At 67.4% G+C, this 25,666-nt stretch carries 22 protein-coding genes; 19 read left to right on the top strand and 3 right to left on the bottom strand.

Going from position 1 to position 25,666, the window contains the following annotated elements; all coding sequences use genetic code 11:
* The first annotated feature begins 416 nt into the window (after positions 1 to 416).
* The 7 genes from ABT304_RS24520 (at position 417) to ABT304_RS24490 (ending at position 5,201) form a co-directional block, all read left to right on the top strand.
* Positions 417 to 704, top strand: coding sequence for a WXG100 family type VII secretion target (locus ABT304_RS24520; RefSeq protein WP_008356172.1), 288 nt, complete (start codon positions 417 to 419; stop codon positions 702 to 704).
* A gap of 107 nt (positions 705 to 811) precedes the next feature.
* Entirely contained in the window at positions 812 to 1,108 is a 297-nt protein-coding gene (locus tag ABT304_RS24515; RefSeq protein ID WP_350719206.1) for a flagellar protein FlgN, read from the top strand.
* 86 nt (positions 1,109 to 1,194) lie between these two features.
* Positions 1,195 to 2,283, top strand: coding sequence for a hypothetical protein (locus ABT304_RS24510; protein ID WP_350719205.1), 1,089 nt, complete (start codon positions 1,195 to 1,197; stop codon positions 2,281 to 2,283).
* 62 nt (positions 2,284 to 2,345) lie between these two features.
* Entirely contained in the window at positions 2,346 to 2,978 is a 633-nt protein-coding gene (locus tag ABT304_RS24505; protein WP_350719203.1) for a hypothetical protein, read from the top strand.
* Positions 2,979 to 3,012: 34 nt separating this feature from the next.
* A complete protein-coding gene (locus tag ABT304_RS24500; protein WP_350719201.1) occupies positions 3,013 to 3,696 on the top strand; it encodes a hypothetical protein in 684 nt (227 codons plus the stop codon).
* A 1-nt stretch (position 3,697) separates the two neighbouring features.
* A complete protein-coding gene (locus tag ABT304_RS24495) occupies positions 3,698 to 4,327 on the top strand; it encodes a protein TPRXL (RefSeq protein ID WP_350719200.1) in 630 nt (209 codons plus the stop codon).
* A 34-nt stretch (positions 4,328 to 4,361) separates the two neighbouring features.
* Positions 4,362 to 5,201 (top strand): hypothetical protein, encoded by an 840-nt coding sequence (locus ABT304_RS24490; RefSeq protein ID WP_350719199.1) that lies wholly within the window; start codon positions 4,362 to 4,364, stop codon positions 5,199 to 5,201.
* On the opposite strand, the gene ABT304_RS24485 is transcribed toward ABT304_RS24490, so the two are convergent.
* Positions 5,198 to 5,647, bottom strand: a complete 450-nt coding sequence (locus ABT304_RS24485; protein WP_350719198.1) for a DUF3592 domain-containing protein — start codon at positions 5,645 to 5,647, stop codon at positions 5,198 to 5,200. The two genes, ABT304_RS24490 and ABT304_RS24485, sit on opposite strands and share 4 nt — an antisense overlap.
* Positions 5,648 to 5,863: 216 nt before the next feature.
* On the opposite strand from ABT304_RS24485, the gene ABT304_RS24480 reads away from it, so the two are divergent.
* From ABT304_RS24480 to ABT304_RS24460, 5 genes are all read left to right on the top strand, one after another.
* On the top strand, positions 5,864 to 7,030 hold the full coding sequence (locus ABT304_RS24480) for a hypothetical protein (RefSeq protein ID WP_350719197.1): 1,167 nt from the start codon (positions 5,864 to 5,866) through the stop codon (positions 7,028 to 7,030).
* Between the two features lie 124 nt (positions 7,031 to 7,154).
* Positions 7,155 to 7,790, top strand: a complete 636-nt coding sequence (locus tag ABT304_RS24475) for a transcriptional regulator (protein ID WP_350719195.1) — start codon at positions 7,155 to 7,157, stop codon at positions 7,788 to 7,790.
* A gap of 270 nt (positions 7,791 to 8,060) precedes the next feature.
* Positions 8,061 to 9,614, top strand: coding sequence for an ABC transporter substrate-binding protein (locus tag ABT304_RS24470; protein ID WP_350719193.1), 1,554 nt, complete (start codon positions 8,061 to 8,063; stop codon positions 9,612 to 9,614).
* 57 nt (positions 9,615 to 9,671) lie between these two features.
* Entirely contained in the window at positions 9,672 to 11,882 is a 2,211-nt protein-coding gene (locus tag ABT304_RS24465; RefSeq protein ID WP_350719191.1) for a protein kinase domain-containing protein, read from the top strand.
* A 239-nt stretch (positions 11,883 to 12,121) separates the two neighbouring features.
* Entirely contained in the window at positions 12,122 to 14,239 is a 2,118-nt protein-coding gene (locus ABT304_RS24460; RefSeq protein WP_350719189.1) for a protein kinase domain-containing protein, read from the top strand.
* 66 nt (positions 14,240 to 14,305) lie between these two features.
* Here the strand turns inward: ABT304_RS24460 and eccCa are convergent, their stop codons facing one another.
* Positions 14,306 to 18,337 carry a type VII secretion protein EccCa gene (gene eccCa / locus ABT304_RS24455; protein WP_350719188.1) on the bottom strand — a complete coding sequence of 1,344 codons (4,032 nt, stop codon included), beginning with the start codon at positions 18,335 to 18,337 and terminating at the stop codon, positions 14,306 to 14,308.
* Between the two features lie 174 nt (positions 18,338 to 18,511).
* Here eccCa and ABT304_RS24450 point away from each other — a divergent pair, with 174 nt between their 5' ends.
* From ABT304_RS24450 to ABT304_RS24425, 6 genes are all read left to right on the top strand, one after another.
* On the top strand, positions 18,512 to 19,885 hold the full coding sequence (locus ABT304_RS24450) for a ubiquitin family protein (RefSeq protein ID WP_350719186.1): 1,374 nt from the start codon (positions 18,512 to 18,514) through the stop codon (positions 19,883 to 19,885).
* A 152-nt stretch (positions 19,886 to 20,037) separates the two neighbouring features.
* On the top strand, positions 20,038 to 20,367 hold the full coding sequence (locus ABT304_RS24445; protein WP_160025798.1) for a WXG100 family type VII secretion target: 330 nt from the start codon (positions 20,038 to 20,040) through the stop codon (positions 20,365 to 20,367).
* Between the two features lie 29 nt (positions 20,368 to 20,396).
* Positions 20,397 to 20,690, top strand: a complete 294-nt coding sequence (locus tag ABT304_RS24440) for a WXG100 family type VII secretion target (protein WP_160025797.1) — start codon at positions 20,397 to 20,399, stop codon at positions 20,688 to 20,690.
* Positions 20,691 to 20,872: 182 nt separating this feature from the next.
* Positions 20,873 to 22,237 carry a type VII secretion integral membrane protein EccD gene (eccD, locus tag ABT304_RS24435; protein WP_160025796.1) on the top strand — a complete coding sequence of 455 codons (1,365 nt, stop codon included), beginning with the start codon at positions 20,873 to 20,875 and terminating at the stop codon, positions 22,235 to 22,237.
* Positions 22,237 to 23,646 carry a type VII secretion protein EccB gene (locus ABT304_RS24430; RefSeq protein WP_350719184.1) on the top strand — a complete coding sequence of 470 codons (1,410 nt, stop codon included), beginning with the start codon at positions 22,237 to 22,239 and terminating at the stop codon, positions 23,644 to 23,646. The genes eccD and ABT304_RS24430 overlap by 1 nt, the downstream gene beginning before the upstream one ends.
* A gap of 95 nt (positions 23,647 to 23,741) precedes the next feature.
* The gene (locus ABT304_RS24425; protein WP_350719182.1) at positions 23,742 to 24,773 is read left to right on the top strand and encodes a S8 family serine peptidase; all 1,032 of its coding nucleotides are present in this window, start codon (positions 23,742 to 23,744) and stop codon (positions 24,771 to 24,773) included.
* A gap of 4 nt (positions 24,774 to 24,777) precedes the next feature.
* Here ABT304_RS24425 and ABT304_RS24420 read toward each other — a convergent pair whose 3' ends face one another.
* Positions 24,778 to 25,140 (bottom strand): winged helix-turn-helix transcriptional regulator, encoded by a 363-nt coding sequence (locus ABT304_RS24420; protein WP_350719180.1) that lies wholly within the window; start codon positions 25,138 to 25,140, stop codon positions 24,778 to 24,780.
* A 77-nt stretch (positions 25,141 to 25,217) separates the two neighbouring features.
* On the opposite strand from ABT304_RS24420, the gene ABT304_RS24415 reads away from it, so the two are divergent.
* Entirely contained in the window at positions 25,218 to 25,628 is a 411-nt protein-coding gene (locus ABT304_RS24415; protein ID WP_350719179.1) for a RidA family protein, read from the top strand.
* The last annotated feature ends 38 nt before the right edge of the window (positions 25,629 to 25,666 follow it).

The raw sequence follows: 25,666 nt of genomic DNA, 5'->3' as shown, positions 1-25,666 counted from the left end.
TTCCGCATGACCGTGCGTCCCAGGGCCGAGGGCGATTGCTGGGCCCGGATCTGCCTTGTGGTCACCCGCTCGGTGGTGCGGGCCGTTCGGCGGCGGCCTTGTCGCCGAGCCTGATCCGAGACAATTGGTCGAACTCCCGGTAATGGTTGGTTGGCTGATGGGTGAAGCGGACGGAGCGGGGTCAGTTGGGCCATCTGCGCCTGTTGCGGCTGGGCCGTACGGGCATTTCCCCGGGATCGTGAGTTGCAGTTGTCAAAGCAACCTTGGCGGTGGCGTCAAGGAGGAGCGGCGCTTATGTATGAAGGTGACAACGATTCGCGATTTGCGCTTCACTACTCCGCGTCGCGTGCAATACCGTGACGACCGGCGTCCCGAGGGGGCGTCCTGCAATGAAATCGCGGGAAAGGCAATGATCGATGAGTGACTTCGGGGCAACATACGACGAGATGACCGGCACCGCCGACAAGCTCGACCAGGGCAAGGACACGATCGAGTCCGCTCTGGACGAGTGCCAGGGTTACGTCGACGAGCTCGTTCAGGACGGGTTCAAGACGGAGAAGGCGTCCGGTAAGTTCCAGGACGGCTACACGGAGATGACCACGGGTCTGAAGGACGCCATTGCTGGTGTCGAGGACATGGCTCAGGCTCTGCGTGACATGGCCACGGCGATCCAGGACCTGGACAGCCAGCTCGCCGGCGGCTGATCCACTCGCTTGGTTGGGCGGGGCGACGCGAGAGCGATCGCCCCGCCCGAAGCGACATTTCGGCAACTTTTGACCGGGCAGATTGACGAAGATCGAAGGGGAGCGCGGTGGCGGACGTCAAGATCAAGATCGAGACACTCTCGAGAATCGCGACGCAGTTGGACTCGATCGTGAGCGAGTTCGAGAATGCGACGAGCCAGTCGGAAGCGCTCGAGGCGGACATCGGCAACCCGTACGGCCGCGGCGACCTCCGAGACAAGGCGCAGGACTTCGAGGAGCGCTGGGATGACAAGCGCGACGAACTCAAGGACAGCCTGAAGGAGCTCCACGAGCACGTCAAAGGCGTAGTCGACGGTTTCGAGAACTGGGACAGCGAGACCGCTCTTCAGTTCCAGACCAAGTAGGACGTCCACCCGGCCCGCGACGCGGCGCCCGTGTGCAACGGACGATTCAGGACACCTGACGGGCTCGACGAAGGAGCACATGAGCCATGGATTCATCCCCTAAGGGCAGAGAGATCAAGACCGTCGAGGGCAACCCCTCGGGCATCATCGAGCGCGGCGACGCCATCGAGCGTCTGGGCGAGATGATGAAGTCCTGTTACGAAGAGCTGAAGAAGATCTCCGAGCATGATCTCGCCAACGGCGAGATGGACGGCAAGGCCATCGAAAAGCTTCAGGACAAGATCGGCGACTCCTACAAGACGCTCGAAGAGGCCAGCGCGCTGTACACGCCGGTGGGCCCGATCATCGCGAAGTACGGTGAAGAGCTTCAGCAGTGGCAGCCGCTGATCAGGTCGCAGGTCGACACCTGCCAGGACCTGTGGGCCAAGTTCGACAGCATGGAGGGTGCGCCGAACCACCTTCCGGGCGCGGGTCCGAAGGAGGGCAGCCCGGAGGCGCAGCAGGAGGAAGACGCCGAGGAGGCGAAGGACCAGGCCCGCAAGGACTGGGAGAACGCCGCCGAGACCTGGGACGGCTACTACGACTCCTGGGAGGACGCGTACGACGCTGCCGTCAGCGGTATCGGTAACGAGATGTCGGGCAAGATCGAGGACGGCTTCTGGGAGGTCCTCGATGACATCATCGCCGTCCTCGAGATCGTTGCGCTGGTGCTCTTCGTGGCGGCCCTGTTCATCGCCGGACCACTTGCGGCCATCGCGATGGCGGTATCGGCGCTGGTTCTCCTCGCGAAGACCATCCAGTTCTGTGCCGGAAAGTGCTCGGGCATCGACCTCGTGTTGGCGGTTCTCGACGTCGTACCGTTCGGCAAGTTCGGAAAGATGGCCGATGCGCTCACTGCCTTGGGCGACGCGTCCAAGTTCGCCAAGTTCTCAACTGCGTACAAGGCCGCAGGCGGCGTTGGTGACGCCGTCAAGTTCAAGGCGTTCCCGGACATCATGACCAGCCTTCACGCCGGTCTCGACGTCGGTGACTTCACGCGTATCAGCTCGTACAGCAGGATGTGGGCCGCTGGCCTCGACATCCAGGGGGCGTTGGCGAAGCAGACCAACTCCTTCTACAGCACTGTGAACACGATCCAGGGCCTGCCGGACTCGGCCGTCGACATCTTCGCCTGAGCGATCGATCGTCCATACTGACGTGTGCTGCTCGGAGCTTGTAATCAAATCGGAGGACGACCGTGGTCGGAACGTGGCGAGCTGAAGGAATCCATCCACAACGTGAATGGACGCTGGTTCCCAGTGAACTGGGAGAGGGCGCCGACGCGTGGGTGTCGACCGAGTGTGCCCGCGTCCGCGAGTGGTTCGGCAACAACGCGAGCCGGCGGTCGGACGAGGACGTACGCCGCATCCTGACGGATTCCCTGGCCAGCCTCGGTGAGCCGGGCAGGCTGGTCACCATGCTTCACTGGCCGATGACGGTCCCGATCGTCAGCCGCGTCAGAGTGGTCCTTGCCGAGGCTGGTGACCTCGACGTCAAGGCCTGGGAGAAGTCGGGTTTCGACGTCGATGAGTGCATCGGTGCGGCGATCGGCCCCGGCATCAAGTGCGTCGCATCGCGGGACGAGAGCATCGACGGACATGATCTACACCTCTCCACCGCGGTCTATGCCTTCAGCGGCGACGCCGGTGGTGTGGGACTGATCGTGGAGTCCGGTCTGCCGTTGGCGTTCCAGCTCACGATCACTCAGATGCCGATCATTCTCTCGAGCCTTTCTCTCCTCGACCCGGACGGCCGACCCTTCGAGGCCAGCCCGGTTCCGGGTCTCACACGAAACCACGTTGACGAATGGGAGCACGTTTCCAATGCCTAAGGCGGCAGCGATCGATCCAGGAAACTGGGCAACGGTGCACAGCAACTTCGATCGCTTCGACATCAACGAGCTGAATCGAGTCGTTCTGGACTACGCGCAGATCGAGCTGGAGTCAGCCGAGAGGAAGCGTCGCCGCTCGGGTGCGGCGAACCTTGCTGCCAAGTTGATGTACTGGGTCGCGCTCATCGGTCTGGCCGGACCGCTGTTCGCCGTGGCGATCTTTGCCAGTGGCGGAGGTGCGAGGAAGCTCTCCGAGGACTTCTCGCCGGGTTTCGAGGTTCCGTGCGTCTACATCGGATGCGCGCTCGGATTCCTTGCTCTGCTCTACCACTTCGTGCCGTGGGTCCGGTCGACTCATCGGCAGTGGGATCGGTCCCTGTTCGGGTTCTCGGTCTTCGTACTGGTCTCGACCGTCGTCCTCCTGGTCCTGATCCTCATGAGCGACCCGGATGCATATCCGCGGTTCCCCCTCGTGATGGCGCCGTTGTTGCTCCTGGCGTTCGGGATCTCGGTGATCGTCGCGGAGTTCCGGCTCTACTCGAAGGAGAAGCCACCCGCGGTCGACGTCAACGCACTGACCTCGGACGAGATGGAGGTGCTTCTCGCCTTGAGGCATCAGGCGCTGACCACGCTTCGCTCCCGTTCGATCGTGTCCTACGAAGAATTCGATGCACTGAACAGCAGTCCGCTGACTGCGAGTGCTGACGGAAAGGCTTGACGTGTCAGGAATCGGCGCAGGCTCGTTGCGGGAGATGCTGGGTGCCAGCAAGGACCCGGAGTTTCACCTGAAGCTTCTCGACGGTTGGGAGCGTCACGTCCCGGACGCCTCTGACCGGGAAGCGATCGACGCCGAGATGAAGCGGCGCTGCATGGAGGCCAATCGGCCCGATCTGCACGCGCACCTTCGGATGCAGATGGATCAGGCGTTCTCGCTCATGAAGCAGCAGAACGTGATCGCCTACTTCGCGCCCACCGGGGCGCCGACCGGCGACGTCTACATCCCGGGCTCCATGTTCGCGACCATCCGGCGCGCGCCCAACGGCGAGAGCCTCGATGGCTATGTGACACACGCGATCCAGACGTACGACGCCAAGCCGCTCTTCGGCGACAAGCGGTTCATCCGCTTCGAACGGGAGTCGACGAAGGAGCTCCAAGGCGGCTCGATCGTCATGACCTCGATGGTGTACGTGACACCGATCCCGGGCTCCAATCACCGCCGCGGCCTGCAGTTGACGGCTTCGGTCGCGCGTCCTGTCGAGATGGCGGCGACAGACCCGTTGTTCGTGGGCTGGAAGACGGCGTTCGACGTATGTGCCTCGACCCTTCGCTGGTCGCCGCCGCGGGCTTGACTGCAGAGTTGATCGATCTCGGGATGGACTGCTGATGGCTGCGCCTAAGGCGTTGACGGCGTGGGCCCGCAAGACCGACGAAGCCCGCGAGGAGTGGGCTCGTCAGGCGGTCGATGGGTGGGCGCGTACGGCCCGCTTCTCGCAGCCGTTCAGCTGGGCCGAGGCCGAGGCCGCGGTGTTGGCGCGGAGCTACCCACCGCTGCCGGGCCGGTTCCTGTTGAACGCCGTCGGTGCTATGGCCATGGGGCTGCTCGCGCTCGCCGCCCTTCCGCTGCTCGGTGCGTCCGTCCTGGGATTGGTGCTGGTTGCGCTGGCCAGCCGTCAGGAGACGGGTGCGGAGGGGCTGTTGTGGCTGGCTCGGATCGCCTTCGCCGCTGCCATCCTCGTAGTCGGCACCGCGCTGTCCGTCTGGTGGCAGACACGACGACGCAGCGTGGGCGGCGTTGCGCTTGCCGCGGCCACCGCGGTCGCGTCGTTGGCGACGTACGTCTTGCTGCTGGTCTTGGACCTCCCGGTGATGCCGTGGCTGTCCGTCCTCGTGCTTGGCGCGGCGATCTTGGGGCTGGCCAATCTGGTCCTGGAGCTGACATCCAGGCCTGAAGGTCGGGCAAAGAGCCGGAAGCCACCGCGGCGTGGACCGCGAAGCTCGGACAAGCGACACCGGGCCAGCGTCGCACGAGACCGCCTTCTCGATGTTCTGATCCATCGCCGGCTTGTCGATGTCGATGAAGGTGACCGGATCCGACTTCGGGAGATGCCACTGGGTTACTGGTCCGAGCTCGACGGGCTCGATCAGCGGGAGTGGCGTCGGGTGCTCGAGTACCGCCACGTCGGCTGGCGCGAGTTCGATGAGAACGACAACCAGGTGCGTTAACCGATCAGGTCGGCGATGATCACGGTCGCCGCGGCGAGGCAGCTGATTGAGAGGACCGCTCCGAAGACCGCAAGGAATCCGAACGCGAGCGGGAAGAACGACAGCGCGAAACGGGCCATGGGTAGTTCGTTGTTATAGGGAGCCTTGGGGTCGTACATCACCTCGATGTCGTCTCCGGTCTCGACGCCCTGGGGGCCGTGCTCGCTGTGGCCGTAGTAGCTGCCGCCGGTCTCGGGCGCGGTGAAGGTGTAGTTGACGTGGTGCATCATGTCGCCTGCTGCGCCGCTGACAGTCTGCTTCCACGCCTTGGTGACGTGGGCACTGGTTCGAGACCAGCGGCGACTGTCCCGCGCTCGCTTCATGGCGCCACGGAAGTTCAGATAGCCCGAGGCACAGATCACGGCGCCGATCAGTGCCACGGCGAGTGCTCCGAGGAGATCCTTCATCTGCGAGACGTCCGTTCTTGATCGGTAGGCCGAGCCTCGGCCGGGGCGGTGGGGTGCGGCGGTGGCTGTGCGCGTACCGTATCCCCGCTCGGAATCTCGGGGGCCTCCGCTGTGGCGCCTTCTGACTCATCTACTGACGACGGGATGTGTGCGTTGACTCGACGTGTGACGGCGATGGCGGTGGCTTCGGCGGCCCTGCTTTCCGGGTGTGGTCCGGTGGGCCCACCGCCGAAGGACTTCGCGACCGGAGACGCGGTCTTGGCGCTGCGGGTGAAGGAAGGCGGCGAGGACTCCAGCTACCTCGTGCTGGTCTCCCAGGAGGGAAAGACGCGTGCGATCGAGCTCGAAGAGGTCGAGGGCGCCGCGATCTCCTGGACGGAGAACGGGATCACCACGTCCGACCGGAGCCACGACTACGTGATCGATGAGACCGGGTTGACCGCGAACGAGCGGACGAGCGGTGGGAACGAGCACGAGACGCAGCATGAGTGGTACCGAGTGCCGGTCGGGGCGGGGACGTTGGTCGGGTTCAGCCCCGAGGACGGGTCCAAGGATCCGTTCGTGACGTACATCGACGGAGAGAGCGGCAAGGCGACGACGCGGGTTTCGCCGTACGGTCAGACGTCTACTGCCGCCGTGTGCGGCGAACGTGTCTTCTCCTCGGGACGAGGCACCGACACCAAGGCCTTCGAGGACGACACCGAGTCCATCCCGGAGAGCCAGTGGGACCGTGCCGCGTTGACGTCCGCCTATCCGCACGACGGGGCGGACATCCTGAGCACCGTGGAGCCCTCGGCCTTCCCTGGCACCACGTCGCCCTGTGTCGACGGCATCGTCTACGAGGGGTGGGAGAACGACGATGACCAGCACTTCGTGCGCGTCTGGAACACCGCGAAGGCAACCCCTGCGACGAACGTCGCTGTCGACCACGAGATCGTCTATCCGGCAGACGACAACTCATCGCGTATCGGCGGACCGGATCGAATGACGGTCTCCGACGGTCAGCTCTTCTGGGTCGTCGACCACAGGATGTGGAGCGCGCCGTTGCCGACGACCGGGACGGCGCCGATTCAGGCGCGTGAGGTCGGTTACCTGGAGGGTTACGTCGGGATGGACGCCGAGGTGCTGACGTACGCGTCGAGCGCGGTCTACACGGTCGCCGATGACAGCGAGCTCCACGAGCGCAAGTGGTCGAGGTCCCGGCGCAGCGATCGCGTCTGGACGGAACTGACCGAGCTGAGCCTGCTGCGTACTGATCTGGCGTCCTGGAAGACCTCCGTGGCGCTCGACGTGGACCTGGAGGACGTCGACTTCCCGACCAAGGACGTCCAGGTCACCGCACTGGCGATCAACCCGGAGTGGTTGGCCGAGAACGGGGAGTAGAGCGTGGTGTCACGAAGGTCACCACGCGACACGCCGAAGTAAAGACCGACCGGAAGGGGCTCCGGTTGCCAGGGTGACGCGTACCTCTCGATCTCGGGAACATTCACTGTTGAAAGGCTTCTTCATGCGCACTCGCACCACCGTCCGGACCTGTCGATCGGCCGCCGCCGGCCTCAGCCTCGGCCTCGCGCTCGCATTGACCGGGTGCGGCTCCGAGGCGGCCGACTCTGACGCAGACACGGCGGCCGAGGTCGAGTCCAGCGCGCCGGCTTCCGAGTCTCCGTCCGCAGCACCAGCGGGTGAGGAGAAGGAGGTCAAGATCGGGAAGACGCTCAAGGACCCCGACATGGGCGACACGATCGAGGTCATCTCCGCGGTCCGCGACTTCCCGTCCACGGAGGAGGCCGACCTGATCGCCGAGGGCGGCGAGGTCGTGCTGCTCCAGGTGAAGATCAAGCCCGGCACGGAGTACGGCGGTCGCATCTCGGACGGGAACTTCGAGATCTCTTGGGACAAGGGCGCCGACTTCGAGAGCGCCGACACCCGCCTGATGGCCGAGGAGCTGACAGCTGCGAAGCGCACGCCGCTCGAGGACGTGCAGCGTCGCGACGGTGGCGAGCACACCGGCTGGATCGCCTTCCAGGTCGAGGAGAAGGCTGACACGTACCTCATCGAGTACGAGCGCGACGGCGCGAAGGTGATCGGCTCGGACAAGACCATCGCCGAGTTCACGGAGCAGGTCGAGATCCCCGCCTCGTGAGTTGATGACGCCGTGGGAGCGGAGACCTGCCATGTCGATGGCAGGTCTCCGCTCAGGCTCGTTAGGATCTGGGCGTCCGTTGTCTCGGAGAGGGGACTTGAAGTGCATCCTGGGGCACGTCGTCGAGCGGGACTCGTTTCCGTTGCCAGCCTGGCGCTTGTCGCCACCGCCTGTTCGGGTGACCTCCCCGCCTCGGTCGAGGAGGGTTCTGAGGTCGCCGTCGCGTGGACGGAGTCCTTGACGAGCACCAATCCAGCGAGCGCGGCGAGCGTGACCGACGGAAACCTCGACATCGCCTCGCTGACCCGCGGAGCCTTCGGCACCCTGGTCGACGACACCGTCGAGATGGACGAGACCTTCGGCAAGGTCACCATGGAGGGCGACAAGCAGGCCCGGGTGCGCTACGACCTGGCCGAGCCGACCTGGTCCGACGGGGTGCCGATCGACACCGCCGACCTCATGCTCGCCTGGGCCGCGACCTCGGGCTACTTCCGCACCCCGAAGGAGGGGAGCCCGGACGGCACGGTCGACTTCGGCGCGGTGCCGACCGGTCTGACCAAGAGCGCCTACATCCCCGAGGTCGACGAGGGCGCCCGCGCCATCGAGGTCCCGCTGGTGGTGCCTGTGGTCGACTGGCGTACGGCCCTGGACGTGGCCGTGCCGGCGCACGTCGTCGGGCAGAAGGCCCTGAAGATCGAGGACCCGATCGAGGCCAAGGAGGTCGTCGAGACCGCTATCGAGGAGTCCGACACTGCCAAGCTCACCAAGATCGCGGAGGCGTGGACCTCGTCCTTCACGGTCGCCGAGAACGGCAAGGCGTCCGAGGAGGCGCTGCTCTCCAGCGGTCCCTACCGGATCTCGAAGATCTCGGCCGGCGAGGGTGGTCAGGAGGTCGACCTGGAGGCCAACCCGGAATACGCAGGTGAGGCCAGGCCGACCTACGAGCAGGTACGCCTCACCCCGGCCGGCTCCGACGGCCTGGACAGCCTGGGGGAGAAGGTCGACGTCGTCCAGGTCACCCCGACCAAGGCCAACCGGAAGCAGGTGCGTGACCTCGAGCGCCGCGACTACGCCGTCGAGAACGCCAACGACGGCACCATGTGGGCGCTGATCCTCCGCAGCGACCGGGGCCTGTTCAAGCGCAAGGACACGCGCACGGCGTACCTGCGGGCAGTGCCCCGAGGCGACATCGCCGAGGGCGGCGCCGGCGAGTGGGCAGAGGCGTACGAAGCCACCGACGTCGTGCTGTTCCCGCCGGGTGGCGAGGGCTACCAGATCGCGACCGAGGACTCCGGGTTCTCCACGAAGTTCAAGGCCTCCGAGGACGCGGCGGCCCCGCGCGGCGCCAAGGTGTGCATCTCCTACGACAAGTCGAGCGCGTTCGCCTCAGGTGCCTACGACACCATCTCGAACGTCGTGGACGACGAGGGCTGGGGCACCACCGACTGTGGGGTGCCTTCGGCCGACAAGGTGATCTCCGGCAACAAGTGGGACGCTGCGCTCGTCCGGATCCCGGTTCCGCAGACGCCGGAGGAGATCTCGGCGCAGTGGGGTAGCAAGGGCAGCCAGAACGCGACCGGCGGCGGCGACCGCGAGCGCGACCGCCTCATCAGCGAGCTGGCCCGCACCGCGGATCCCTACGAGGCTCGCGACGTACGCGTCCAGATCGAGAAGACGCTGGTCCGGGATTCGATCGTCGTGCCGATCGTGATGAACCCGACCGTGACGGTGATCGACAAGAAGGTCGACAGCGTACGTCCGCGCTCCGGACAGGTCGCGCCGCTGGTCTCGACCATCGTGGAATGGTCGCCGACCAAGAAGTAGGCGACTTTTAGCGCATTGGAGTGGTTGGTTTCCGCCACCCTTGAATAGGGTGCGGGCATGACGACGCTTCATCCCGGGGCAGTGTTCGGCCACTACCGCCTGGATCGCATTCTTGGTGAGGGTGGAATGGGCGTGGTCTATGACGCCTTCGACACCAAGCTCGAACGGCAGGTCGCCCTGAAGATGGTGCATGCCCACCTCGCCGACCGACAGTTCATCGACATGTTCATCCGCGAGGGGCAGACCCTGGCGCAGATCAGGTCGCCCCACATCATCGCGATCTACGACATCGGCGAGCAGCACGGCAGCCCGTTCATCGTCACCCAGTTCATCAAGGGCGGTGATGTGACCGGACTCGTACGCGGCAACGGGCCGTTGGCGCCGCACCTGGCGTGCCTGGTGAACGCCCAGGTGGCGGGGGCGCTTCACGACGCCCACCAGGCGGGGATCATCCACCAGGACGTCAAGCCGTCGAACGTGCTCGTACGCAACCCCGCGAGCCCGCTCGACCCGTTCGCGTACCTGTGCGACTTCGGGATCGCGACCTCGTCCTCCGACTCGCCTGCCGGCGGGATCACCGGCACCTGGAACTACCTGGCGCCCGAGTACATCCGCGACGAGCGGGACGCGCAGGGCCGGCCGATCTCGCCGGAGCCGTCGCGAGACATCTACGCGGCCGGCTGCATGCTGTGGTTCACGCTGACCGGCAAGATCCCCTACTCGGGTGCGGCCGTGCAGGTGGCGATGGCCCACCAGAACGCACCGATCCCGCAGTTCGTCGGCACCGACGAGTGGACCAGGGAAGCCAACCGGATCCTGCAGCTCTCGATGGCGAAGGACCGCCGGAGCCGCTACCAGAGCGCGGCGGTCTTCAAGGACGACCTGCTGAAGCTGCGCGAGATCACCGCGCCCGGTCAGCTCGTGCCCGCGCCGTCGATGACCGACCCCAACCCTGCGCCGATCCCGGTCGCGGCCCTCCGGGCGCCGTCCGAGAGCGAGGCCATCCTGATCGAGGAGGCCGCGCGGCCGTCCAGGATCACCCCGCTGCGGGTCGGTGCGGCGATGGTCGGGGTGGCCGCCCTCGGGGTCGGTGGTGCTCTCGCGATCACCCAGCCCTGGGTCGAGCACGGGCCCGAGCCCATCGTGCCGACCGTCAAGGGCGCTGCGTACGCGGACGTGAACGGCGACAAGTTCGGGGACGTGGTCACCAATGTCCAGAACCCCGACGGCAAGGGTGTCGACGTGGTCACCTGGAAGTCGGACGGCCGCACGCTGACCCCGTCGAAGGCCGTCACGTACGACGACCCCGCGCTTCCGGAGGACAACGACGGGAGCGAGGTGTTCCCGCTCTGCGCCGACTTCACCGGCGACGGGAAGAACTCGTTCATCACCTTCGTACGGAGCGAGAAGGGCTTCAACTTCCACGGTGATCTGGAGGGATCCCTCAAGGCTCCCGCGGGGGTCGTCGAGCAGGGCAAGGAGATGGCTGGGTCGACGTTCTACTACGACCTGGGCACCGACGACTTCGATGGTGATGGCGTAGCCGATCTGTTCATGGCGACGACCTTCGGCAACCCGGACCCTGACCTCGACAGGCAAGGTAGAACGGTCGGCGACGGCGCCATCTGGGTCTATCGCGGCACGGGATCAGGGTTCGCGGAGCCGACGCAGTTCGCGGCCTATCCGGCTGAGGACAGGGAGCAGGTCGTGGTGGGTGAGTTCACCGGCGACGAGAAGGCCGACCTCGTGGTGCTGAAGCGAGTTCCGGGTGAACCTGAGAACAAGACGCTCACGACGGGAACGTCGGAGCTGGACCTCTACCAGGGGGATGGAGCCACCGTTGCCGCGGCCAAGTCGTTCCCCTTCAAGCACCAGGGAATCAGCTCGTTCCTCGCTGGTGACGTCGACGGCGACGGCCTGGACGAGATCGTCGTCGGGGAGTCCGGCCGAGGCGAGGGCCAGACGATCACGGTCGGGACCTTCAGCGATGACGTGGCCGAGTTCTCGATCGCCACGCGCGGAAAGCTCCCTAAACCACGCAACACCCTCAAGACCGTCAGCAGGTATCCCGTGACACTCGCCGATGTGAACGGGGACGGGCGGTCCGACGTCGTTGCGGCCTCCCAGGACACCAGCGACAGCCCCTACACGTTCTATGTGGCGTTGGCCTCGAAGGAGGGCACGTTCCCGGGCCACGAGCTGGCGACGTGGAAGAACTCGCCGGAAGACGTGCGCCGCTACAACCTCATGGGAGGAACTCTCGGATGAGCGATTCCACAGGAATCCCTGACAACAACCCTCGCGGGCCCCAGCCTTCCTTCGAGCGCCCGCCCGTCGACGATCCCGACAAGACCACGATCCGGCCGCGGATCGCTCGACCCAGCGGGCCGACGAGTACGCCGCCTCCGCCGCCCCCACCCCCGCCGGCCCGGACGCCACCCCCGCCACCCCCGGGCCCTCCGGCGCCTCCGGCACCGACGCAGGCGCCGACACTGGCGCCGACGCAGGTGCCGTCACAGCCCGCGCCGCCTCCACCGCCCGCGCAGCAGGACACCCCCGGGATGATCGGGCCCTACCGGCTCGAGCAGCAGGTGGCGTCCAACGACAGCGCGGTCGTCTACCGGGCGACCGACACCCGGCTCAACCGAGCCGTCGCCATCAAGGTGCTCCTCGGGCGGAGCGCCCGTGACCCCGAGTTCGTGTCCCGGTTCGACAAGCAGGCCACGTTGATGGCCAAGCTCGACTCGCCCCACATCATGGGTGTCTACACCAACGGCCGGACCGGCGACGGTGCTCCGTACCTGGTCTCGCAGTATGCCGACGGCGGCGATCTCGGCTCACTGCTGAAGGCTCGTGGTCGGCTCCCTGGCCCCATGGCCGCCGACATCTGCGCCCAGATCGCCGATGGCCTGGCGGCGATCCACTCGCCCGAGGTCGGGGTCGTGCACGGCGACGTGAAGCCGTCGAACATCCTGCTGCGTGACGGCAACAACCCGCCGTACGCCTATCTCTCGGACTTCGCGGCCGCGCGCGCCGACGACTCCGCGACGGCCCGGCCTGGCATCCATTCCGGCGCCTGGGACTATCTCGCGCCCGAACGCGCGATGGGTGCACCGGCCAGCCCGGCGACCGATCTCTACTCGCTGGGCTGCCTGTTCTACGAGCTGGTCACCGGCGAGGTGCCCTTCACCGGGGCGAACGACGTCGAGACGGCGATGGCCCACAGCTCCCAGCCGATCCCCACGTTGCCCGGAAGGGACGACTTCACGCTTCAGGCCAACGACCTGCTTTCCGGCCAGGGCGGCCTGCTCACGAAGGATCCGGCCGAACGGTCCAGCGACGCGGTTCGCGTCCGGGACCGGTTCGCGGCCATGGCGGGGCGCCAGATGGGGTTCGCCTCCGGCGCCACGGTCACCCTCAAACGCGCCAAGACCAAGTGGTGGGTTGCTGCCGGGGCGGCCGCGGCGGTCCTCGTCGCCGGTGGTGCCGCGCTCGGGATCACGCTCACGACCACGGAGAACACTCCTGCGAAGCCCAAGCCGGCCGTACGCGGCGACATCACCGGAGACCGGTTGGGCGACCTGGTGCTCGGCGCGCCGTTCGGCGACATCAACTACAACTGGGACACCAACGCCGCGACTCTGTTCGCCTCGACGGGCAAGGCGTTCAAGACCGGCACCGCCGAGGGCCTCCGTTTCGGCAACCTGCTCGGTGACCTGGACGCCGATGGGCGGGTCGATGTGGTCCAGCTGTCCGGCGTCGGATCGACGTTCAACGTCGAGTCGAACTCCAAGAACCAACCGGACGGCTCCATCCAGGTGCCTGCTTCGGGCAAGCGTCTGGCCATGTTCTGTGCCGACTTCAACGGTGACGGCCGCGACGACATCGGCATGATCTCCGTCGGCAACGGAACCAAGCTGCCCGCGGACGACGCTGAGCTCGGAAAGCTCGAGGACCTGAAGTTCCACGTCACGGTCATGCTGAGCAAGGCCGACAACACCTGGGCCAAGAGCGCCGACTGGTACACCGGTCCCTGGAAGGGCACCACGTTCGACGTCAACTTCGAGGTCGGTGACCTCGATGGCGACAAGGGGGCCGACATCGTCATGGGTGCCAGGGAAACCTCCCCCGCCGCGGCGGTCCTGCTGATGAGCCAGGGCTCGAAGCTCACCAAGACCGAGCTCGACCTGCCCGGGCCCGACGGCGACCGGTCCGCCGAGACGCCGATCTTCGCCGACGTCACCGGTGACGGGAAGGACGAGATGATCACCCAGGAGGTCGCGGACCAGAAGTGGGTCTTCCGCGTCTACTCCTACGACCCCGAGGGCAAGAAGTTCGTGCACGAGCCGGCGTGGGACATCGACGACCCGGTCAGGAACGACGACGCCCTCAGCGGGTCTCAGATCCCCGCAGCGGCCGACGTCAACGGCGACGGCCGCGACGACCTGGTCAACCCGCTGCGCGCCGGTGACGGGGACTACGAGTATCTCAACAAGGCGTCGGTCATGATCTCCGGCAAGGACGGGTTCACCGTCGAGACCTGGGAGATGCCTGGCGCCGACCAGTTCGAGACCCACCCCCCGTTGCGCAAGGCGTCCAACAACAACGGGACCGGGACTCTCTAGATCACGACTGCAGCGGCCCGCGACCTGGATCAGGTCGCGGGCCGCTGTCTCGGTCGGAGGGGCGAGCTACACCGAGGACTCGCTCCACGCCAGCTGGACGACCTCGATACCCCGGTCGCGAGTGACCAGACGACCTCGGCCCGGTCGCGTCGGGACCGGCTTCAGGTTGCCGACGAGCGGACCCTCGTCCGGGTTGCCGGAGAGCAGCAGGCCGGGCATGGCCAGATCGCGCATCGACTGGATGACGGACTCGTAGAGCGACCGCGAGGCTCCACCCGAGCGGCGGGCGATGATGACGTGCAGGCCGACGTCGCGCGCCTGGGCCATCAGCGGCTGCAGGGGAGCGACCGGCGAGCCCTGCTGGGTGGCGACCAGGTCGTAGTCGTCGACCAGCAGGAACAGGTCCGCACCCGTCCACCAGGACCGGTTGCGCAGCTGTTCGGGCGTGACGTCGGGGCCGGGGATCCGCTTCGACAGGTAGTCCGCCAGGTCACTCAGCGCCGGCGTCGCCTGCGTCGCCGAGGTGAGGTAGCTGACCAGGTAGTCGTCCGGGATCTCGCCGAGCATCGAGCGCCGGTAGTCGACCACCGCGATCTGGGCTTCCTTCGGCGAATGCGTCCGCATGATCTCGCGGGCGATGTTGCGGAGCAGCGTCGACTTGCCGGACTGGCCGTCGCCGAAGACGAGCAGGTGGGGCTCGGTGTCGGGGTTGAGACCGACCGGAGCCAGCTCCTTCTCGTTGATTCCCAGGAGCAGTCGCTTACCGGGCTTCTCGTCGGTGACCCCGGCCTGCTCGCGGATCCGTTCGATCGTGATCCTCTCCGGCAGCAGCCGCAGCTTCGGGCCGGCAGGACCCTGCCAGCCCGCGGAGATCCGGGAGATCAGGTCGTCGACGCCGTCGCCCAGCGTCGCCGCCGAGCCGTCGCCGTCCATGCGGGGCAGGGCGCTGAGGAAGTGGAGCTTCTCCTTCACGATGCCTCGACCCGGGCGACCGGTCGGCACCAGGGCGGCGAGCTTGCGGTCCAGCTCGGAGTCCATCGGGTCGCCCAGACGGAGCTCGAGCTTGGTGCCGAAGACGTCGCGCATCGAGGAGCGGAACTCGGCCCAGCGACCGGCCGACGCGACGATGTGGACACCGAAGGTCAGGCCACGCGGAGCGATCTCCTGGATGGCGTACTCGAGGTCGTCGAAGTCGGCGCGCAGCGTGCCCCACCCGTCGATGACGAGGAAGACGTCGCCCCAGCCGTCGTCGGCCTGGCCACGAGCGCGGCGGGTGCGGTAGGTCTCGATCGAGTCGATGCCCTGCGCCCGGAAGTAGGCCTCGCGGCGGTCGATGATGCCGGAGATCTCGGCCAGGACGCGGCGTACGACATCGGGCTCGGAACGGGTGCCGACACCGGAGACGTGCGGGAGCTTGGCCAGCGGTGCGAACGTGCCGCCACCGAAGTCGAGGACGAAGAACTGCACCTCCTGCGGCGTCATGGTCAACGACATCGAGGTGACGATGGTGCGGAGCGTGGTCGACTTACCGGTGCGAGGGGCACCGATGACCGCGACGTGACCGGCGGCCCCGCGCAGGTCGACCGTGAGGGTGTCGCGCAGCTGCTCACGCGGCTTGTCGACGATGCCGAGCGGCACCACCAGTCCGCCGAGGCGCTTCCAGGCCGGCGAGTGCAGACCGAGCTCGGGCGAGGTGGTCAGGTCGGGCATCAGCGTGTCGAGGGTGTCGGGGATGTCGAGCGGCGGCAGCCAGACCTGGTGGGCCGGGGTGCCGTGGCCGGTCATCCGGTCGACGGCGATGTCGAGCATCGACTTCTCGACGCCGTCCGCGCCGACGACCGGGGTGGCCGGACGCTCCTCCTCCTCGACCGGCATCGCCAGCTGCTTCACCTCGGCGATCGAGAACGGGAAGATGCCCTGCAGCTTGCCGCCCTCGTCGCGGCGGATCCGCGACCCCGCGGCCGGCGGCCCCGAGACGTACGCAGCCCGGAACCGCTGCATGTTGGTCGGGTCGGGCTTCAGGTAACCGAGACCGGGGACCGCCGGTAGCTCGTAGGCGTCCGGCACACCGAGCACGGTCCGCGACTCCTGCGCGGAGAACGTACGCAGGCCGACGCGGTAGGAGAGGTGGGAGTCGAGACCGCGCAGGCGGCCCTCCTCGAGACGCTGCGAGGCGAGCAGCAGGTGGATGCCGAGGGATCGGCCCAGTCGACCGATCGCGACGAACAGGTCGATGAACTCGGGCTTGGCCGAGAGCATCTCGGAGAACTCGTCGACCACGATGAACAGCGATGGCAGCGGATCCATCGAGGGATCCTGCGTACGGGCCTTCTCGTAGTCCTTCAGCGAGGAGAAGTTGCCGGCCTCGCGCAGGAGCTCCTGGCGGCGGGTCATCTCACCGGAGAGCGCGTCCTGCATACGGTCGACGAGCGTGAGCTCGCCCTCGAGGTTGGTGATCACCGCGGAGACGTGCGGCATGCCCGCCATCCCGGCGAAGGTCGCACCACCCTTGAAGTCGACGAGCACCAGGTTGAGGACCTCCGGCGGGTGGGTGAGCACCAGACCGAGGACGAGGGTGCGGAGGAACTCCGACTTACCGGAACCGGTGGCGCCGATGACGAGGCCGTGCGGCCCCATTCCCTGCTGGGCCGACTCCTTGATGTCCATGTAGATCTGCTGGCCGGCCTCGCCGACGCCGACCGGCACGCGCAGCCGGTCGCGGTTGGCGCGGGGACGCCAGGCGACGTCCGGGTCGAAGGAGCGTACGTCGCCCAGACCGAGCAGCGCCATGTAGTCCTTCGGGGCCGCGATCTCGGTGTCCTGCGGGGTCTCGGCAGCGGCGTCGGAGCCCTCCGGAGACACCGTGTAGAGCGCGGTCAGACGGCGGGCGTAGGCCTCGGCGTCGGCCATGCTCATCTGGTCCACCCGCAGACGGACCGGGTCCATGCGTACGCGTACCTGGTAGCCGGAGACCGTGTTGTTCTCGTCGGGCTCCTCGTCGTCGATCAGGAACCGCACCCGGCTGGAGTCGAACAGCTCGTCCCAGTGGGTCGGCAGGTCGATGACCGTGACGCCCTGGATGCCGTCGTCCGGCAGCACGTGGTTGCCCGGCGGGACGGAGCCGCCGTCGACGATGACCACGACCTGCGGCGAAGGGATCCGGTCGTCGGTGCCCCAGCGGGCGCGCTCGCCGACCTCGGTCGGAAGCAGGGCGCCGAGGTCGTTGATGTTGGTGACCACCATGCGGCGCGGCCCCACGGCGTCGACCTCGCGGCCGCTCTGTGCGTGCGGGAGCCACTTGACCCAGTCCCACTCGGCCAGGTTGCGCTCGGAGGTGAGTACGGCGACGACCAGCTGCTCCGGTGAGTGGAAGGCCGTCATCCCGCAGATCAGCGCGCGGGCGAGCGCCCGGGCCTGGTCCTCGTTGCCGCAGATCTCCATCTTGTCGAAGCCGCGCAGGTTGGTCGCGGCCGGCAGGTCGGGCTGGACCCGGTGGACGGTCAGCAGCCGGTGCAGCGCGCTCGCCGAGGCCGGGTCGACCTGGTCGATCGGGGTCTGCTGGGGCGGCACCAGCGTGAGGGCCAGGGGCTGGTGCGCGACGCCGTAGCGGACGTCGAGATAGCGCTTGTGGGTGTTCGAGCGCTCCCACAGCCGGCTGCGCTCCTCGGCGATCGCGGGCAGCGACGACGGCGCCGGATAGTGCCAGGTGAGCGCCTTGCGCTGCTGCTCACCGGCCCTGCGCGCCGACTGCCGGACGCCGGCCAGGTAGCGCAGGTAGTCCGTACGCTGCCCACCGACCTGCTTCTGCTTCTGCTTACGCTGCCGGTCGATCTGCACGAAGATGAAGCCGAGCGTCGCGAAGAGGAACATGCCGGCTGCGATGTAGCGCTGGATCGGCGGGGACCCGCCCGCGCCCGACTGCATCGTCGCGATGAGCACGATCGACCCGAGGCCACCGAGCATGGGGATGGCGTTCATCAGGATGCCCCCGACACCCTCGCCCTCTTCGATAGCCGGCGGAGCATTCAGAGCCAGCTCCCCTTCGGGGACCTCCGGCTCCTCGGTGCGGGTACCGCTGGCTGTCGCAGCGATGGTCACGTGTCCCCCTGAGACTGGTTCAGTGCCCCGCGGGCCCGGATGCCGCAGGTGGTCAGGATCTTAGAGTGCCCGCTACCCGGCTACTACCCTTAACCGTGCCGGTCGGGTAAAACGGGCGGTGGAGCTTCCGATGTGGAACTCTGTCACAGGGTCATCACGCATCCGGGAGGTGTCATGCCCACTCAGACGGCCGATGCCGTAGTGCCGGCGCTCGCAGCAGGCGGCCTGGCGGTCACGGTCCACGGCACCGCCGGAGTGGTCGACATCGTCGTTCCTTCCGATGCGCACGCCTCGGACCTGGCGAGAGAGTACGCGACGGCCGTCGGCCTGCCCGCGGCCCCGGTGCTGCGCGATCGTCGTGGCGAGGTGATCAAGCCGGACGCGTCGCTCGCCTCCCGCGGCATCACCTCCGGCGCCCTGCTCGCCGCCGACTCGCCGCCCACTCAGGCCTACGCGCGCCGCGAGGTCGTGGAGACGGCCGCCCCGGTCCGCGCAGGCAGCTTCTCGTTCTACTGGGTCGGTCTGGCCACCCTCCTGGCGGTCGGCGCGGCCGGGTTCGGTGCTCAGGCCGACGGCTGGCAGCGACTGGCCATCGCCGGTCTGCTCGCGCTCGGCGCCTTGATCGGCATCATCCCCGCGGGTCCGTACGCAGCGCGCCGAGCGATCGCCGCTCCGGCCTTCGCCGCCGGGGCCGCCTTCGTCATCACCGTCGACCCGGCGCCCGAGACGCTGCCCATGGCGGTCGGCGTGGCCGGGTTGAGCGCCGCGGTCGTCGCGACCATCTCGCGGTCGCTCGTCGACGGCGTCGACGAGGCGCTGAAGATCTGGACGACTACCGGCGTCGTCGTCTTCGTGGTGACCGCGCTGTGCGCCCTGCTCGGCACCTCGCCGCAGGTGCCGTGGTCGATCCTGTTCGCGGCCGCCGCGCTGGCGGCGCGGATCGTCCCGTCGTACGCCGTCGACGTCCCTGACTCCTATCTCCTCGACGTCTCGAAGCTGTCCGTGACCGCCTGGTCGGCACGGGCCAAGACCACCTCCGGCAAGGCGACGGTCCCGATCGACGAGGTCACCGCGGTGGCCGATCGCGGCGCCCGCACCCTGGTAGCGGCCTCCTGGGCGGTGCTCGCCGTGATCGCGGTGAGCGGACTGGCGCTGGTGGCGACCGCGACGGACGACGTGGACCGGATCGGTGGCTGGCTGATCCTGCTGGCCGGTGCCTTCGTGATCCTGCTCGCGGCGCGCAGCTATCGCTACTGGCTGCCTCGTGGCGTACTCCGGGTCGCCGGGGTTATTGCGCTGGCGGTCGGGGTCCGTGCCTTCGTAGGCTGGGCCGACCCGGAGTTGGTCTCCTGGTTCGGTCTGGGAGTCGTGGTGATCGGGTTCGCCGTCATCATCGCGGCGATCGCGACCGGCCGGGGCTGGCGCTCGGCGAAGTGGGCGTCTCGGGCCGACTGGGCGGAGTCGCTGTGCGGCGCGGCCGTCATCGCTTCGTTCGTGGTTTCCTCGGGGTTCTTCAGACACCTGTGGGAATCGGGTTTCAACGGCTAGACAGCAGGGCCGAAAAAAGTTCAGAGATTTGTGTTTAGAACTCCGGAGACGGGGTAAGAACACATTGTCCGGACCTCGGGGGAGCCCATCGGGAGCCGGGCTCCAACAGGTATCAACCTAGGAACCGGTTCCGCCGGTGGAAGGACAGCACCATGAGCAGTGAGATCAAGCAAGGGCAGGCGATCGAGTCCGCCGTCAAGTTCATCGAGGAGACGAAGGCCAAGCTGGAGAACATCAACTCCCGCACGGTCTCCGAGGCTCAGTCTGCTGGGGCCTCCGGGTGGAAGGGCGCTGGCGGCAACGCGTTCCAGCAGCTCATGAACACCTACAACGAGAAGGCCCGCGAGATCACCACGGCCCTCGACCAGCTCACCGCCGGTCTCACCAAGGCCCGCCAGCTGGGGTCCGACGCCGACCAGGATGTTGCGGGGCAGACCAGCTCCATCAGCAGCCAGGTCGAGGGCACCAAGTACTCGTTCTGATCGACGCAACAGACTGAAAAGGAACTGTCATGGGCGAAGAGATTGTTGTTAACCACGGCGCCATGGGCTCGATCGTGGACGTGCTGATCAAGGGCGTGAAGGAGATGGACGGCGCCCTCGATGAGCTCGAGAGGTACATCCTGGGCCTCCAGGAGAACTTCACCGGTGAGGCGGCCAACGCCTACAACCAGGCTCAGGCCAAGTGGAACGGGACCATCCGTGAGCTGGGTGGCGCGCTCGACCGCAGCAGCAAGTTCGTCAACGAGTCGCAGGCGCGCATGCACGATGCTGACATGCGCGGTGCCGGCGGCTTCGGCGGCTGAGCTTTCAGCACACAGACAACACGAGGGGACCGGTGCGGGGCACCGGTCCCCTCGTCGCTGGTTTTATGGCAAAGTCAGCGCTGATGTTCGCTGTCTGACTCAGCGGGCACGATGTACGTCTATCTCTCGGGACATTCGGTCGGTTCGTCTCGGGCACAGGCACGACGCGAGGAGTTCGTGAAATGACGCAGGCGCAGGTGGCGCCCACTGGGCTGGTCCGGGTCACAGTCGCCTCCGGCACACGTCGGATGGATCTGGTGCTGCCGGGCTCGGTTCCCGTGGCGGAGCTCGTGCCGGAGCTCGCGCGAAGCGTCGGGTTGCTCGACCCGCAGACGGCGTACGCCGGCTACCGCGTCGTGCTCGCCGACGGCCGCAAGCTCGCCGGTGACCTCGGCCTGATCCCGCAAGGCGTCGAGGACGGTGGCGTACTCACCGTGAGCGCCGGCATCGACGACAAGCCGCCGCGGGTCTACGACGACGTGGTCGAGGCGATGACCGACGTCGTCGAGAGCGAGATGGCCCCCTGGAAGCCGGAAGCAGGACGACGTACGTCACTGCTGGCCGCCGCGCTGCTGCTGCTCCTCGGCGCCGGTGCGCTGTGGACGCAGGCGCCGTCGATGCTCGCCGGTGTCGCGGCCGGGGTGATCGGCATCGTCCTCGCCGGAGGTGCGATCGTGCTCTCCCGGCTCGAGGCCGAGAACGACGCCGCGATCGCCGCGGTGTGGATCGGTGAGGTCTACGGCGCGGTCGCCGGCTTCCTGATCGGCTCGGCCTCCCTCGATGGTGGCGTCGGGATGCCGCTGGCCTTCGCCGGCGCGGGCGCGATGCTCGCCGCCGCGATCGGCTTCCTCGGCCTCGGCGAGGCCCGGATGCTGGCGATGCCGGGTGCGCTCGTCGGCGGGGTCTTCCTGGTGGCCGGCATGCTGCTGAGCATGACCGGCTGGCAGGCCGGTGTCGTGCTCGGGATCGTGCTGGTCGTCGTGGTGCTGGCCGGCAGCTTCTTCCCGTGGCTCGCGCTGAGCACGACCAAGACCGACGTCCCCCAGCTCTACTCCGACGAGGACATCAACCTCGACCCGGACGAGATCCGGGCCGACCAGGTCAGGGTCGACGCCAAGGTCGCCCACGAGATCCTGGTCGCGATCTCCCTCTCCGTCGGCGTCCTGGTCGTGCTGACCTCGCCGTTCGTGGTGCGGCTCGGCCTCTTCGGCACGCTGCTGGCTCTCGCCGCGTGCGTCGTGCTGATGCTGCGCACCCGGCAGTATCGGACGGGCTCTGAGGTGCTCGTCGGGCTGGTCTCCGGGATCGCCGGCCTGCTCGCGATCGGTGCCGCGCTGCTCGTCTACCACGAGTCCTGGCGGCCGACGACCGCCGTCGTGCTGGCGGCTGCGGGTGGCGTACTCCTGGTCCTGACGCTGGTCCCCGACGTGGGCTCGATCCGTCGTGGTCGCCTCGCCGATGTCGCCGAGACCGCCTGCCTGCTCGCGATGCTGCCGCTGATGGTGCTCGCCTCGGGCCTCTTCAGCGCCGCGGTGGCTGGTTTCTGATGGCCAGCAAGAAGGACCTCGTAGAGGCCCATGCCTTCAGCCGCCGCCGGCTCGTCTCCGCGTTCCTCTCCGGCGCCCCCGGCGGGCGCGAGGTGGAGCCGGCCCGGCCGGGCCGCTCCGTCTTCGGTGGCGTCGTGCTCGCCGTGCTGCTCATCGCCGGCGGCGCCGTCGCCCACTTCCTCTCGCCCAAGGCCGCGACCGGCTGGGCCGACGAGGACGGCCTGATCGTCACCAAGGGCGGTGCGCGCTACGTCGTCACCGGCCCGGACAAGGCCAAGGAACTGCACCCGGTCGTCAACCTCGCCAGCGCCCAGCTCATCCTCGGGCTCGACCTGGAGAAGAAGTCCAAGGTCATCGACCAGGAGGAGATCGACAAGGAGTTCCCCAAGGCGACGATCGGCATCTCCGGTCCGAACGTCCCCGAGGAGCTGCCGACCGAGGCGGACTTCATCAAGACCGGTTGGACAGCCTGCACGGCTGACGATGCAGGCACGTTCCTGAACATCTCGGCCAAACCTGACGTGCAGGGAGCCGATCGCGCCGGTTTCATGGTGCAGACGGCTGAGGGCACCTACCTCATCGCGGACAGCACCAACGTAGACGGCGACACGCAGGCGTACAGCTACAAGGTCGAGGGCGACGCGGAGACGTACGCCGACCGCATCTTCACGGGGCCGGTCTCGACTCCCACAGTGCCTCAGTCCTGGGTGAACCTCTTCCCCGCGGGTGGAGCCCTGACCGGCGGTTCCTTCGGGAGCGCTTACACCAAGGCGGGGCAAACGGTCGAGGGCGAGGAGTACCCGATCGGCACCAAGGGCAACTATCTGGCCAAGGACTATCTCATGACGGAGAGCGGTTGGATTCGTCTGGAGGACTTCGCCAGCGAGGTCTACGACATCGCCTTTGGCGACAAGATCAACCTGCAGGCATTGGACTCGCAGCCGAACATCGACGGCGAGCGTCTGGAAGTGTCCACCTTCTGGCCGAGGTCGACGCTCGACCCAGCAACCGGTGCGGCCTGTGCTCGGCTCGAGACTGGAGGCGACACCACCGTCCGGCTCGGCATCGAGCCAGGTGAGAACGCGTGGCCGGCGAGCCCCCCGGAGGCCGACAACCTGACCGAGGCGCGTGTCGACCCCGGCAAGGGCGCTTTCGTCTACGCCGCCAACGGTGAAGACCTCGAGAAGAAGAGCGCAACGCCCTATCTCATCGATGGTCGCGCGACAGCCAACACGGTCGACGGCCCACTCACGGTCGGCCGCCTCGGTCTGACCCCTGACTCCGGACCGCTCATTCCAGGTACGTGGCTGCGACTGCTCCCGGTAGGCGCGGCACTCTCCACCGAGATGGCGCTGTGCCCGCCCGGCTTCGAACCGGGCCAGGAGGACCAGTGCCTGCCCGCCCAGTGAGGCTGCTGCGGGTAGGTGTCGCAGTCGCCGCTCTCGCGAGTGGTCTGACGGTGCTGGGCGGCGCCAGTCCGGCGCACGCCGCTGAGGAGAGGCCGATGTGCAGCGACTATTCGCAGAACACCGGTGGCGGAGTGCCGCAGCCCGCGGACGCCAAGGACGCTCCGGTGCCCAGCGCCGTTGCCCCGTTCGCCATCATGCGGATCGCTGACGCGCAGCAGGTCAGTGACCAGGGCGGAGGCGTGAAGATCGCGGTCGTCGACTCCGGCATCTCCAGCAAGGCCCAGGACTATCGCGGGACGGTCGCTGCTGGGCTGATCTCCGAGATCGCACCCAAGGCACAGATCAGCGACCACCCAGTTCTCAAGGTCGGCCAGGAGAAGTCGACGGTCGAGGTGGCGAAGCTGACCGCCGCGCTCAACCAGCTGGCCAGAGGAAACACCACCCGTCTGATCGTCGATATCGGCCTGCCCGCAGCCCAGGAGAGTCCCGCCATGGACAAGGCGGTCGACACCTTGGTGAAGAAGGGCGCGATCGTCGTCATGGCCTCCGACTGGTCAGAGGTCACCCGCAAAGAGGGACCGGACGTCGCTGCGAGCATCTTTCCCAAAGCCCCTGATCCGGTGGTGACCGTCAGCGCGTCCGGCACATGGGCATCGGACCCCGAATCCACCGTGCTGCCCAACTCCAACACCGACGTCACGGCCCCGACCTTCGGCGCGCCTTCGAAGACGCTGTTCGGAAAGCCATGCTGGGTCGACACGATCACGACGTCGTTCGCGGCGGCAGAGGTCAGCGGCGTACTCGCCTTGATCTGGTCTGCCAACAAGAGTTGGACGGCCGAGCAGGTCATCGACCGTCTATACGCAACGACTTCCGGGCAAGAAGGTCAAGGAAGTCGTTACTGGGGTGCCGGCGTGGTGAATGCGTACGACGCCATCGTCCGGCCGCTCGACAAGGAGACGACCAAGCCGCCCGAGGTCGATCAGGCGCCGATGGCCCGCGAGAAGGCGGATCCCCTTGTGACCGTCCGCGAGAACGCGATCTGGTGGGGGATCGCCGGCGGCGGTGCGCTCGGTCTCGGCCTGGTCCTGCGGCCGCTGTTCGCGCGGCGCAAGAGCTCGATGTAGCGCCTCAGACCGAGCGGTCGAAGGCCTCGCGTGCTGCTTCGACCTCGGGCAGGGTCGTGGTCGTCCAGTGGTAGAGCCGGTCGATGAGGTCCTGCAGGGTGCTGCCCAGCGGGGTGATGCGGTATTCCACCGCGACCGGGCGGGTGCTCAGCACCACGCGCTCGACCATGCCGTTGCGCTCCAGGCGGCGGAGCGCGGTGGTGAGTGACTTCTGGGTGATCGCCGGGATCGCCTGACGCAGCTCGTTGAAGCGGCGCGGCCGCTCGCACAGCGTGTCGAGCACCTGGAGCGACCACTTGTCGAGGAGCTGGTCGAGGAGCTCGCGATGCTCCTGGGTCAGGCGAAGTGGGCTCGGGGTATCCGGCATGACACCTAGTCTCGTTGAAGTGTCCTCTGGATACCAAGTACACATGAGAAACCTTAACCCTCGAAAGGAATCTCATCGTGTCCGTCGATCTGCTCACCCCCGAAGGCATGTTCCAGCCCGTGCCCTACCACCACGTCTCCGTCGCCACCGGCACCCGCCACATCCACGTCGCCGGACAGATCGCCCGGGACGAGCTCGGACGTGGCGTCGCCCCGGGCGACCTCGCCGGCCAGCTCGCCCACGCCCTGCGCAACACCGCCCGCGGGCTGGCCGGTGCCGGCGCGACCTTCGCCGACGTCGTACGCCTCCGGTTCTTCGTCACCGGCTGGACCCCGGACAAGTACGACGACTTCGTCGCCGGGCTCGAGAGCGTCATCGACGAGCTCGGCATCCCGCAACCGCTGCCGCCGCTGTCCGCTATCGGTGTGGACTATCTGTTCGAGCCCGACGTGCTCGTCGAGGTCGAGGCGCACGCGATCCTGGACTGATCAGTTCGGTGAATGCAGAACGCCGGTCCGGAGCTTGC

The organism is Nocardioides sp. NPDC000445 (genome assembly GCF_040300245.1).
Lineage (GTDB): Bacteria > Actinomycetota > Actinomycetes > Propionibacteriales > Nocardioidaceae > Nocardioides.
Note: the sequence above shows the minus strand (reverse complement) of the source record. Positions and strands in the feature narration are given on the sequence as shown.